This is a genomic window from Providencia sp. PROV209 (genome assembly GCF_028479485.1).
GTDB classification, from domain to species: Bacteria; Pseudomonadota; Gammaproteobacteria; order Enterobacterales; family Enterobacteriaceae; genus Providencia; species Providencia alcalifaciens.
The window spans coordinates 1-12905 of sequence record NZ_JAMPNR010000007.1 but is presented as its reverse complement, the minus strand read 5'-3'; the positions used below and the strand labels follow the sequence as shown (position 1 = coordinate 12905).

The following is a 12905-nucleotide window of genomic DNA, read 5'->3' as shown; positions in this document are numbered from 1 at the left end:
GACAAAAAAGCATGAATAGGAACAGAAAGGCATAAGGTAAATAAAGTCGACAAAACCAAGTAAAATCAGCTTATTTTCAGGGATAATAGCCTGATTAAATAATAAAAAACAAAGAATTCATAATAAAAAACAATAAAGGGATGCCTTTATTAAAGATAATGGCATCCCTTTGTTATTAAACAAATAAAATTATTTTCTACTTATTATTAAAGCAAGTAATTAATTATTTTAACGAAACACTTTAATTTTTATGAAAAGTGTTAGTTTTCATGAAGCCCACATTCGCGCTTTAAACCAAAAAAACGAGTTTGCTCTTCATTCATACCCGGCTCCCACGGTCGACTCGTATGAGTATCCCCCACCGACAAATACCCTTTTTCCCATAATGGGTGGTATGGCAGGTTATGTTTAGTGAGGTATTGATAAACATCCTTATTATTCCAGTCAATCACTGGCAGAATTTTAAAAATACCACGACCTATGCTCAGTACAGGTAATTCTGCACGACTGGCAGACTGTTCCCGTCTCAGCCCTGAAAACCAGCTCTGAGCCTGCAATTCCCGTAGTGCCCGAGACATTGGCTCGACTTTATTTAATTGGTTATAACGCTCAATTCCCTCAATCCCTTGAGTCCACAGCTGTCCATGAACCGCTTCTTGCCATGCAGGGCTAATAGGCGAGCGGTACACGTTTAAATTTAAAGCAAGTCGCTCAGTTAATTGTTCAATAAACTGATAGGTTTCAGGAAATAAATACCCTGTATCCGTTAAAATAACCGGAATATTCGGTACGATTTGTGTCACCAAATGCAATGCTAAAGCACCTTGAATGCCAAAACTGGATGACAAGACAAACTCAGCGGGTAAGTGTTCCACTGCCCACTCAACGCGTTCCAAGGCGCTCATCGCTTCGAGTTGCAGATTGTATTCATGCAGATAAGACTCTTGATCTCGCTTATCTAACTGCTGAAGTTGCGCTAACTGAAGTCGGCTCATACCGCCTCCTTAACCTCGTAGAAATCAACCGCAGAGTTGAGAACGGGTTTCACCACCTCAACACGGACCAGATAGTCACCAAAACCTTCATTAGGCTGACGCTCAGCTGCCCACCGACCAATCAATTCATCAAGGATAGATAAAATTTCCGCGCTACTGATATTTTCCTTATACATCCGAGGAATACGCGTACCGATTCGATTACCACCTAGATGCAGATTATAACGATCAAGGGCTTTACCAACGAGCCCCACCTCCGCGAGCATCGCGCGACCACAGCCATTTGGGCACCCTGTAATGCGTAGTACAATGTGCTCATCCGCGACGTGATGGGAAGTCATGATTTTTTCAACTTCGCTGACAAATTCAGGCAAAAAACGTTCTGCTTCCGCCATTGCTAGAGGGCATGTAGGGAATGACACACACGCCATCGAATTTTCACGCTGACGGGTTACTTCACGGCTCATTAAACCGTGATCAAGGGCAATTTGCTCTATCGCCGCTTTATCCTCTTCCTCAATACCCGCTACAATTAAATTTTGATTCGCCGTTAAACGGAAATCGCCTTTGTGGATCTTGGCAATTTCTGCAACACCGGTTTTTAATGGCTTATCCGCTAAATCAATTAAACGCCCATTTTCTACAAATAGCGTCAAATGCCAGCGGTTATCAATCCCTTTTAGCCAACCAATTTGATCTCCGCGCTGAGTGAATTGATAGGGGCGGATGATCTCAAACTGTACACCTGCGCGCTTTTCGACTTCCGCTTTAAAAACCTCAACCCCAACTCGTTCGAGAGTGTATTTGGTTTTGGCATTTTTACGCTCCGTTCGATTTCCCCAATCCCGCTGGGTGGTCACTATCGCTTCCGCGACCGCCAAGGTTTTATCTAATGGAATAAAACCAAATTCGCTCGCAAGGCGTGGGAATGTATTCGTATCGCCGTGGGTCATTGCTAATCCACCGCCCACCAGCACATTAAAACCAATAAGTTGCCCTTTCTCTGCAATTGCCACGAAATTCATGTCATTGGCATGGAGATCCACATCGTTAAGTGGTGGGATCACGACGGTGGTTTTAAATTTCCGAGGAAGATAAGTTTGCCCTAAAATCGGCTCTTCATCGGTGGTCACAATCTTTTCTTTATCCAACCAAATCTCAGCATACGCACTCGTACGAGGTAGCAAATGCTCAGAGATTTTTTTCGCCCATTCATAGGCTTGCTGATGCAATTCAGACTGTACAGGGTTAGAGGTACACAGTACGTTACGGTTTACATCGTTAGCCGTAGCTAACGCATCAAGTCCCACATGGCTGAGCATCTGATGGGCAGGCTTCACATCCCCTTTAAGAATGCCGTGGAACTGGAACGTTTGCCGGTTAGTGATACGAATGCTGCCGTATAATGTGTGCTCAGAGGCAAACTTATCGATATCTAGCCACTGCTTTGGCGTGATTATTCCCCCAGGTAAACGGCAACGTAGCATCATCGCGTGGCGTGGTTCTAATTTCTGTTCTGCACGCTCGGCTCGAATGTCTCTATCATCTTGCTGATACATACCGTGAAAACGGATCAGTAAGAAGTTATCGCCATCAAAACCCCCAGTAAGACCGTTTTTAAGATCCTCTTTGATGGTGCCTCGTAAATAGTTACTTTGCTGCTTCATACGCTCGCTGTCTGCGAGCTTCCCTTCGACCACTAAAGGTGGTTGAGGTGCAGCTTGTTGATGTTCATTGCTCATTAATAAACGTCCCTCTGATAACGGCGCATCACACGCAGCTCACTTAAAAAGTCATCCGCTTGCTCTTCATCCATGTGCCCGTGCTCGCTGATGACATCCAATAATGCTTGTTCCACATCTTTCGCCATACGGTTTGCATCCCCGCACACGTAGATGTGCGCACCTTGCTGAATCCAATTCCACACTTCACGACCTTGCTCACGTAATTTGTCTTGGACATACACTTTTTGAGCCTGATCCCGAGACCATGCCAGTGACACATGAGTCAGCAAGCCATCTTTGACGTAACGCTGCCACTCCACTTGATATAAGAAGTCGTCAACAAAGTGCGGATTACCAAAGAACAACCAGTTTTTACCTGCGCTACCGTCATTATCACGCTGCTGCAAAAAAGCGCGGAATGGGGCTATCCCCGTTCCCGGTCCAATCATAATCACCGGCGTATTTGAATCTGCGGGTAAGCGGAAGTTATCATTATGTTCAATAAATACCCGTAATTCGTCTCCTTCCTTAAGACGATCCGCTAAAAATCCAGAAGCTCCCCCTGTCCTTGGGCGTCCCTCAATGTCATAACGTACGACACCAACCGTTGCATGAACCTCATCCTCTGCTTCAGCCTGAGAAGAAGAAATAGAGTACAAACGAGGCGTCAGTGGACGCAGTAAATCAACAAATTCTTGCGCGCTCGGCTGTGCCGCCGCTTGACGTACCATATCGACGATTGGCGTGGTTTGCGCATATTGCATAATGGCCGGTTTATCACTAATTAGCGCCAGCAAGCCATCATCTTTTGATAGCTGAGCATATTTTTCGACGATCAAATGGGTATTTTGAGTCAGCTCCAGTTGGTAAGTTAACGCGTCGCGCAGTGAATGACGCTGCTGACCGATAAACACGTCCTCATCCCCGTGTAACCACAATAAGCCAATCAGCTCATCCACTAAGGCTGGGTCATTATCAAACCACACGCCAAGCGCATCGCCGGGTTGATAACGCAACCCCGAGTTTCCTAAATCAATCTCAATGTGGCGAACATCTTTGTCAGATCCGCGCCCAGTTATCTTTTGGTTACTCAACAACGTTGCGGTGAGCGGTGCCGTTTTAGTGTATGGGGAAGAGTCTAGCTGGTTCACGCTGCCAGATTGAGTGTTTATAAGCTGGCTATCTGACTGAGCAGGCACACGCGCTTTTAAAATTTGTGTCAGTGTACTCACCCACTCATCGGCCAATATTTGATACTCCACATCAGCATCAACCCGTGGTAGCAATTCACTTGCCCCTAACTTCGCGAACTGGGAATCGAAATCCTTTCCAGCTTGGCAAAAATGTTCATAGGAAGAGTCACCAAGTGCAAAAACGGCATAATGAGTTGCAGAAAGATCTGGGGCTTTTTTCGAGTTCAGGTATTTATGCAAAGCCACCGCCTCTTCCGCAGGTTCCCCTTCACCCTGAGTCGATGCCACGACAATAACGACTTTTTCTTGATTGATTTGCTTAAATTTATAGTCACCCGCATTCACTAAATTCGCGCTGATCTTTTCACTCAGGAGTTTCTCTCTAAGTTGTTCGGCAAGGCGGCGGGCGTTGCCTGTTTGAGAGGCTGAAATAATGGTCACTGTTTCTTGGGGGACAAGCGTTGCGGGAACCGTTTCATCCACAGCACTATTTTGATTCACCATGCCCCATAAATAGCCTGATAACCATGCCAACTGATGAGATGAAAAATCTCCCACAGCGGTCTGTAAACGCCCTAATTGCTCCGTAGAAATCGGTAATGCTGATAATGGAGGTTGCTTGTTTTGCATTATTTTGTCACTCCAACGTGATCCATCATTGAATAGTCAATAAAAGTCATTCATGCCATTCTCTATCCCAAATGAGGATAGAGGTTATAACAGCCATAACTAGGAAGATAAGAAACTATAGCCATAACTAATAGCTAAAAATCCTAAAGAAAATATTCGATGATGAATATCGAATAAAAAGATTAGCCAGAAATCGATAAATAACGACATTTTGAGTCAAAATAGCAGTAGAATACGCTGCTAAACATTAGTAAGGAGAAATTTATGAGCACAACCATCTACAAAGATTTTCACTTTGAAGCGGCACACCGCCTTCCTCATGTACCTGAAGGGCATAAATGTGGTCGCCTGCATGGGCACTCTTTCATGGTGCGCTTAGAAATTACGGGTGAAATTGATGCTCATACTGGATGGATCATGGATTTTGCTGATGTGAAAAGCGCCTTTAATCCTATCTATGAACGCCTAGACCACCACTATTTAAATGAGATAGAAGGCTTAGAAAACCCGACCAGTGAAGTACTTGCTCGTTGGATTTGGCAACAAACTAAACCGTTACTGCCCTTGTTGAGTGCCATTACGGTCAAAGAGACCTGTAATGCAGGTTGTGTTTATCGCGGTGAGGAATAAGACCTTTATTGAGCTGTAAGTCATCACCTACAGCTCAAAACACGTTGATTACTGAATATTCAAATATTTGTGTGTTTGAATAGATAAACGCCAGTTACGTTGAATGCAGGTATCGATACACAGCTTAGTGGCAGACGTTTTTTGGCTAATCGGTTGCAACGCGACAATTGGAAGCTGACCTTGGGTGCGTAGAGAAAGCAGCTGATCAAGCGCTTCAATGTCTTTTTCTCTCGCGACAGGATGCTTAATTTCATTGGCACGATTAATCGCCTGTTCAAGCACCTGTAGCCCTCCTTTCATTCCCACTTTGGGTGAGACGGTAACCCACGTATTTTCAGTGCAGAGAATCGGATATGTACCGCTCGTTTCAATTTGGCATTGAAAGCCATTGGCTTCAAGCGTTTGCGTTAATGCCGTTAAGTCATAAATGCAAGGCTCTCCACCGGTTATCACGATATGTTTTGCGGTATAACCATTTTGCAGCATCAGTTGAATCAAACTCTCAGCATCGGACATCGCCCAGAAATCACTGTCTTGTGTTTTTAATGCAATATCACCCAATGTGGACTCTTTCGCAGGTTCTTTATCCCATGTCTGTTTGGTATCACACCAACTACAACCAACAGGACAGCCTTGCAAACGAATAAAAACAGCGGGGACACCAGTGAAAACACCTTCCCCCTGTAGAGTTTGGAAGATTTCATTTATTGGGTATTTCATATTGCTCCTAGAAGATTCCATTTGGCGCATATTATATTGCAGATATCTATCTCGCGGGCAATGCACTTTGTGATAATGTAGTCACCCTGCGTTCAGGAAAGTACGTCAACTCAATCAACGAAACCGAAACAATATTCGGTACAATATTTCGAAATAAAGTTAATGACAGGAAAAGACATGCAAAGTAGTGAACAAAATCAACTCAGAAAGGGACTGAGTGTCCGGCACATTCGCTTTATGGCCTTAGGGTCGGCGATTGGTACTGGTCTATTCTACGGCTCTGCGTCTGCGATTCAAGCTGCGGGTCCAGCGGTGTTACTGGCTTATATGTTAGGTGGTGCCGCGGTGTTTATGGTGATGCGAGCCCTCGGCGAAATGGCGGTTCATCATCCAGTCCCCGGTTCATTTTCTCACTACGCAAGCCATTATATGGGTCCACTCGCAGGCTTTCTAACTGGCTGGAACTACGTATTTGAAATGCTGGTCGTCTGCTTAGCCGATATTACCGCCTTTGGGATGTATATGGGATTCTGGTTCCCACATGTTGATCAATGGGTGTGGGTCTTAAGTATCGTATTATTTATCAGTGCGCTCAATCTGTGTCACGTTAAGATTTTTGGTGAAATGGAATTCTGGCTTTCAATTATAAAAGTCAGCGCCATTATCGCCATGATTGTCGGTGGTGCCTTCTTGATGATCTACGGCTTTGGTCAAGAAACTAGCCATGAAGTGGGTATCCAAAACTTGTGGGAACATGGCGGGTTTATGCCTAATGGTATCGAAGGGGTGATAGCCTCTTTAGCAATAGTCATGTTTGCCTTTGGGGGAATAGAAGTCATTGGTATCACCGCCAGTGAAGCGCAAAACCCTGAAAAAACCATCCCAAAAGCGATTAATGCAGTCCCTATCCGTATCCTATTATTCTACGGGTTAACACTGTTTATTCTGATGTGCATCTATCCATGGAACCAAATCGGTCAAAATGGTAGTCCATTTGTACAAATCTTCGATAGTTTAGGGATCCAATCTGCAGCAAATATCTTGAATATCGTGGTGATCACCGCAGCAATTTCTGCGATCAACAGTGATATTTTTGGTGCGGGTCGCATGATGTACGGTATGGCTCAAGATGGGCAAGCACCAAAAGTCTTTACCAAACTGACTAAAAGCGGTGTGCCGTGGGTAACGGTTCTCGTGATGTCCGTCGTGATGTTACTGGGCGTATACCTGAACTATCTGTTACCTGAAAAAATCTTTGTTATTATTGCCTCGATTGCAACCTTCGCGACTGTGTGGGTTTGGTTAATGATCTTACTGTCCCAAGTTGCGATGCGCCGTAAGATGAGCCAAGAAGAAATTAAGAAGCTGAAATTCCCAGTGCCTTTCTGGCCAGTAGGTCCTGCAATCACCATCGCATTCATGGTGTTTGTTATCGCATTATTAGGCTTCTTTAAAGATACACAGGTAGCACTCATTGTCGGCTTTGTTTGGGTTGCGTTACTCAGCATTACCTTCTTTGCCATGCGTTATTACCAAAAACGCTAATAAACATTGATGAATAAAGCAGCCCTACATCGTACACATATAGGGCTGTTTTTTATCAAGATACGTTACTCAACACTGAGTGCTTGATGAATGTCGGCAATCAACTCATCCACATTTTCTAAGCCAATAGAAAGACGGATCAATCCATCACTAATACCATATTGTTGCCTTTCTTCCGGTGTATAGGTGGAGTGGGTCATACTTGCCGGATGCTGTGCTAATGACTCACAATCTCCTAAGCTAACTGCACGTGAAAACAGTGTTAAATGATTTAAAAACCGTTTACCTGCCTCCAATCCCCCTTTCAGTTCAAAGGCAATCATTCCTCCCGCTAATTCCATCTGTTTTTGAGCTAATTGATACTGCTCAAAACTCGGTAAGCCAGGGTACATAATTGCCACCACCTGCGGGTGCGCTTCTAAATATTCAGCAATTTTTTGTGTACTTTGGACAATCCTATCCATACGAACAGACAAGGTTTTAAGCCCTCGGATAATCAGATTCGCATCATGAGGAGATAAACACGCTCCTGTCATATCTTTCAAGCCCACTAATCTTATATGCTTCGCACGCTCTGCGGTGGTGATCACCGCTCCCCCCATCGCATCGCCATGACCATTCATGTACTTAGTTAATGAGTGCAGAACAATATCTGCACCAAGAACCAGTGGTTTTTGAATATACGGTGTGCAATAAGTGTTATCGACTGCTACTAAAATATTATGCTGATGAGCAATTTGGCTCACCGCAGCAATATCCACTAAGCGCATGTTCGGGTTAGCAGGCGACTCAAAGAATATCATCCGCGTATTTTCAGTAATTGCTTGTGCCAAATTTTCCGGCTCACTCATATCAATATGACGAACTTTCACACCAAATCGAGCCAATCCATGATGAAAAAAGGCATAAGTACAACCATAAACAGTTAGATCAACTAACAGCTCATCACCCGGATTTAATAATGACCAAAACGTTGAGGTAATTGCGCCCATACCAGAGGAGAACACAATAGCCGCCTCTCCCTCCTCAAGAGAGGAAATTCTATTTTCTAATAGACTTAATGTTGGGTTATTAATTCGGGTATAAATATAGCCATCCTTTTCACCGCTAAAATAGGCAGCGCCTTCTTCTACACTTTTAAACACATAAGTCGATGTTTGGTAGATAGGTGAAGCTAAAGAGCCTAAATGATCCTGTGAATTATAATGACTATGGATCGCCCGTGTTTCAAAAGAACGTTTTATATCTAAACTCATACCACCTCCGAAAATTACCCTCCTTGGGATTGAGATAATCGAGAACCAACAATTTGCATTGTTCGCAAAAGTGTTGTAATTCCACGCAATGTATTAGGATCTTTTAATAATCCATACACTGAGCGAAAATTGGGATTTTTACTATCATGAATACCTTCCATTTTAGCCATATTATAGGCAGTACCTAATTCCCAGACAGGAACTAAAGTATCTTCAAAAGAGTTTGATAATCTTTCTACTGTACTGTTATCTAATATGTCCACAAGATCGGAAACTAGAGAAAGTAAATCAACAATATTGTCTAGGCGATTTAACTGTAATAATGGCGCTAATTTCTCAGCAAAATGATTACCCGCATCAGAACTTAATAGTTCAACCAGTTTACTTTGACTTTCATTATTCGACATTTTTAATTCCTTATTAAACTAAGCCACGAATTGCCGCCCAATAAATACCTCTATTGAAACCATTTCTTAGTAATCCACCCAATTTCGTTGGTGGAGTAGGAATAACATCGTGCTTATAATCATATTGCAAAGGCATGCCTGCCGTTAACCCCATTTGAGCAACCGCTTGCACTCGTCCATCATAAATTGCAGCAGGGTATCCGTAGATTAATTCACCGCAAATATTGTCTGCGATAATTGCTGCTTGGTTATGGCAACTTCCCCCTGCTTTACTAATTGGTAAGTCAACCGTATCGCCAATGACATAAACGCCTTCTACACCATAAACTTGCATCGTTTCATGGTCTGTTGGTAACCAACCTTCACCGTTGTTATGCTCACTTAATCCTGTATTCACAACAGCCTCTACCGCAGTAATTGGCGGCGTACTAATTAATAAATCAAAAGGCTGTTCATCCCCTTCTTTGGAGTACGCTAATTTCTTATCTGGATCAACTTTAGCTAAGGTAAACCCTCGTTGCGCTTTAATATTTTTCGTGACAAATATTTCGGGAATAACTTCGCAAACAGGTTGTTGCATGAATAAACAATTACGCAGTAATTGTGAAACCGTTGGATAAGTATAAACAATTTCAATATTATCCCTAACTCGACGTTTTCGTAAATATTCATCAATCATTAAAGTTGTTTCCATCGGTGCAATTCCACACTGATGGGGAACATTAGGTGTCTCAGGGAATGAAACAGTAATAAAAATACGCCCTTTTTCAATCTTAGATAATTGATCAGCTAATTTACGAGATGCATCATAAGCATAAAAATGATTCCCCATTTCTTTTAGACCTTCAATACGCTCAGGTCTAGGAATACATCCTGTTGCTACAACCAAATAATCATAATGGTATTTTTTATTATTTCTCGAGTATAACTCTTTATTTTTAAAATCAAACGAATCAATTTTATCAATAACTAATTCAATTTCCGGTCTTAATAATTCACGCTCAGGACGACTCAATTCGTCCTTAAAAAACATATTAAAAGCCACATACATAAATGCAGGTTTATAATAATGAATGGGATTATCGGTAATTAATGTTATTTTTATTTTTTGAGAAAAAATGTCTTTATTAAGTTTTCTTGCCAAAATATTAGCTAACATGGTACCGCCAGTACCACCACCCACAATAACTATATTTTTCATGATGTAAAATCCTTAAGAAATAAAACAACCCGATAAATATATCCTGATCATCTCTGTGCTTTACACTTAGTAAATATAGTTTAATGCCGATAACAACCAATACAATAAATTGCATATAATTCAATAATCAACAAGAAAAACTAATCACTTTCAGATATTAAAGTATTTTATCCGGTAAATAAACATTAAATTGCCCACAATCCTCCCCTAGATAGCTTCCGTAACTCTTTGAAATAAGAATATTAATATGAATAATGTCCGACTATCTTCCATTTAAATAAAACATCCTCAGCCACTTGACCATACCCAATGTTATGCATCACTAAGTAAGATTGACTATTCGATGCTTTGATGGATGTCACAATTCCAATATGTGGGTGACCATTATCTAAACGCCACGAAACAATATCACCAGGTCGATAATCCTCCCCTTTTAATGTGATCGGCATAACGGTACCTTTTCGTGTAAAAAAGGTTTCCAAGTTAGGGACTCGCCGATGATCAATATTGGCGTCAGGCTTACTAAGTCCCCATATTTTTTGGCTCGGATATTGGCTAAAGTTTTTCTTTATATCTTCATGAAGGCGTTTCTGAAGATCGATACCTAATTGACGGTAACTGCGGATCACAACATCAGAACAAACACCATAATGACTAGGTATATCACCATTGGGATAATCTATTTGTCGATATGATGAATCATACATAACTAAACGGGGCAACTGTTCTGCCTTCTTTGCTAGTTCAAGATTATTTTTCCCTAATGCATAGGGTATGCAACACAGTAAGAGTAAGGATAGTAATTGTTTCAATGAGTATTCCCCCATAAAATTGAGCGTAAAATCTACAATAATTACAGGGATAAATAAGGTGGGATAGTCTTAAAAGGGGCTATTTAGTTAATTTAAATTGCGTGATGATAGGATTATGGTCAGAGGCATCCGTCTGTAATACACGGCTTTCCTTCAATTTTAAACCACGGTAAAACATAAAATCTAATGGGCGACCAAACGCTTTTGTGCGTAGATCGACATCAAAGAGAACTTCTTTGAGTCCTACAGAGCGAATAAAACGCTTCAATGCATTCACTCGTTGACGGCTCCAAGCATTAAAATCCCCCGCTAAAATAACAGGTCCCACATGTTTACTAATATGAGAACCCAATTTGCCCAGCTGCTTAGTATAAACATCCACCCCAAAGCTAAAGTTAATTGCATGCACATTTACGACCATGAGATGTTTGCCATTAGGCAATGGATAAACCGTGATTAACGCTGATTTTGCTAAGCGTAATAACGGCTCTTTTTCTCGTAAAGGACAACAATAAATCGGGTGAGCTGTCGCGAGTGTCATCACGCCAGAGGGATGAGGAGAAAAAGGTAATGCAGGAACTTGGTCAGCAATTAATTGATGATGAGCAGCGAACGAGACTAACTCAGGAGACATTTGCGCTTCTTGAAGCAATAACAATTTTTTTTCTTTGACAAGTTCCGCCAACGTGGATTTCCAGTTAGGTCGCTGCTGTTTATAGATGTTCCACGTCACTACATCTAATGTTTCGCCCGCAGGAAAGAGTGGGAGACCAATAGGAAGTGAATCTCCAAGCATATGAATTGGCATAGGCTGAATACGTTTTGCAGGTTCACCTGCAATGTACCGAACAGAATAGGTTCTTTTAGCCACTTACCGGATTCCCTACAAAATTAATAACCACAGCGATTGATGTAAACTCTACTAGTTTAGCATTGGTCTGATAAACACGAATTCAGTATATCAAATATCTCACGGGTAATCTTAAGGAACTTATTATTCCTTTTTGTGACTTTTTTCTTCTGCCCTCTCTATTTTTTCGAATTTACTACCATTTCACCATGATATGACTGCTAAATAATAGTTTAGTGTAGAAAAACATTCAGAATTTTGATTACGGCGTAATACCTAAAAGGACTCAGATTTTTTACACTTAAATCACTTAAATCACTTAAATAGAGGCAGTGTTTGAGTGCGTTAGGGAGTTCAAAGGAGAATTTTATGTTATTTACGAGGTAGGAAGTAACTACAGAGATTATTTTACATTGATAATCTTCTAACGGTCAGAGCAGACAGGAACAAAATTGCCTCCAATGTTGAGGTCTTATTAAACAAGAGGTAGCGATGATGATAAGATGTCAGTGAGTCCCACAGTTCATGGTGGTGATGAGTAACGTTAAAAAAATACGCCAGTTATCCGCACTTCATTGCAATTCTAACTAACACAAAAGCCATTTCGATCGAATCAATCAAAACAATCTAGGTTATGACATTGGGATAAATCAGTATCAGTGAAGCTCCACTTCGCCCATCATCGCATTCAGTACAAACAGTAGACTCTCAATTCTCTTATATGAAGAAAATGTTTTTGTCATGACGACGACAATAGCTAGCCTTCAGGAGATACCCCCCTTGAAAGTACTGAATCTGATGCTGAAAAAGTTGATATGCCCCGTTAAACAAGGGAGTAGCGATGATGATGGAGGGAGGGAGGTTAGTACCATTTTTTGCGCTCAGCGCAGATTCTACATTCAAAATCCTGCTAGTGTGCCATACGAAATAAGGAATCGTGGT

Annotated in this window: 11 protein-coding genes and 1 pseudogene; 3 read left to right on the top strand and 9 right to left on the bottom strand. The window is 41.7% G+C overall.

The genetic code is table 11. The features are described 5' to 3' along the window. Positions 1–260: 260 nt before the first annotated feature. Genes PR795_RS06915 through cysJ form a run of 3 tightly spaced genes read right to left on the bottom strand, consistent with a single transcriptional unit; the run spans position 261 to position 4542 of the window. Positions 261–995, bottom strand: coding sequence for a phosphoadenylyl-sulfate reductase (locus tag PR795_RS06915; protein ID WP_181480189.1), 735 nt, complete (start codon positions 993–995; stop codon positions 261–263). Beyond that, positions 992–2737 (bottom strand): assimilatory sulfite reductase (NADPH) hemoprotein subunit, encoded by a 1746-nt coding sequence (gene cysI, locus PR795_RS06910; protein WP_006659388.1) that lies wholly within the window; start codon positions 2735–2737, stop codon positions 992–994. Before cysI ends, PR795_RS06915 begins: the two co-directional genes overlap by 4 nt. Next, entirely contained in the window at positions 2737–4542 is a 1806-nt protein-coding gene (cysJ, locus tag PR795_RS06905; RefSeq protein WP_272516755.1) for an NADPH-dependent assimilatory sulfite reductase flavoprotein subunit, read from the bottom strand. Before cysJ ends, cysI begins: the two co-directional genes overlap by 1 nt. 264 nt (positions 4543–4806) lie before the next feature. Here cysJ and queD point away from each other — a divergent pair, with 264 nt between their 5' ends. After that, on the top strand, positions 4807–5172 hold the full coding sequence (queD, locus tag PR795_RS06900) for a 6-carboxytetrahydropterin synthase QueD (RefSeq protein WP_036967979.1): 366 nt from the start codon (positions 4807–4809) through the stop codon (positions 5170–5172). Between the two features lie 48 nt (positions 5173–5220). Here the strand turns inward: queD and queE are convergent, their stop codons facing one another. After that, positions 5221–5892 (bottom strand): 7-carboxy-7-deazaguanine synthase QueE, encoded by a 672-nt coding sequence (queE, locus tag PR795_RS06895; protein WP_006659391.1) that lies wholly within the window; start codon positions 5890–5892, stop codon positions 5221–5223. 177 nt (positions 5893–6069) lie between these two features. Between queE and PR795_RS06890 the strand changes: the two genes are divergently transcribed. Further along, positions 6070–7437: an amino acid permease gene (locus PR795_RS06890; RefSeq protein ID WP_006661012.1), complete on the top strand. Its 1368-nt coding sequence runs from the start codon at positions 6070–6072 to the stop codon at positions 7435–7437. Positions 7438–7502: 65 nt separating this feature from the next. On the opposite strand, the gene PR795_RS06885 is transcribed toward PR795_RS06890, so the two are convergent. The 5 genes from PR795_RS06885 to PR795_RS06865 all read right to left on the bottom strand — a co-directional run bounded on the left by PR795_RS06885 (position 7503) and on the right by PR795_RS06865 (position 11984). Beyond that, positions 7503–8693, bottom strand: coding sequence for a methionine gamma-lyase (locus tag PR795_RS06885; RefSeq protein ID WP_006659393.1), 1191 nt, complete (start codon positions 8691–8693; stop codon positions 7503–7505). A 14-nt stretch (positions 8694–8707) separates the two neighbouring features. After that, entirely contained in the window at positions 8708–9100 is a 393-nt protein-coding gene (locus tag PR795_RS06880) for a hypothetical protein (RefSeq protein WP_006661011.1), read from the bottom strand. A 13-nt stretch (positions 9101–9113) separates the two neighbouring features. Continuing rightward, entirely contained in the window at positions 9114–10301 is a 1188-nt protein-coding gene (locus PR795_RS06875) for an NAD(P)/FAD-dependent oxidoreductase (protein WP_006659395.1), read from the bottom strand. A gap of 242 nt (positions 10302–10543) precedes the next feature. After that, on the bottom strand, positions 10544–11113 hold the full coding sequence (locus tag PR795_RS06870; protein ID WP_036975309.1) for a DUF1287 domain-containing protein: 570 nt from the start codon (positions 11111–11113) through the stop codon (positions 10544–10546). A 79-nt stretch (positions 11114–11192) separates the two neighbouring features. Next, positions 11193–11984 (bottom strand): endonuclease/exonuclease/phosphatase family protein, encoded by a 792-nt coding sequence (locus tag PR795_RS06865; RefSeq protein WP_006661009.1) that lies wholly within the window; start codon positions 11982–11984, stop codon positions 11193–11195. 720 nt (positions 11985–12704) lie between these two features. Between PR795_RS06865 and PR795_RS06860 the strand changes: the two are divergent. Then, a pseudogene (locus PR795_RS06860) lies at positions 12705–12776 on the top strand (hypothetical protein); the annotation flags it as partial. Positions 12777–12905 lie beyond the last annotated feature (129 nt).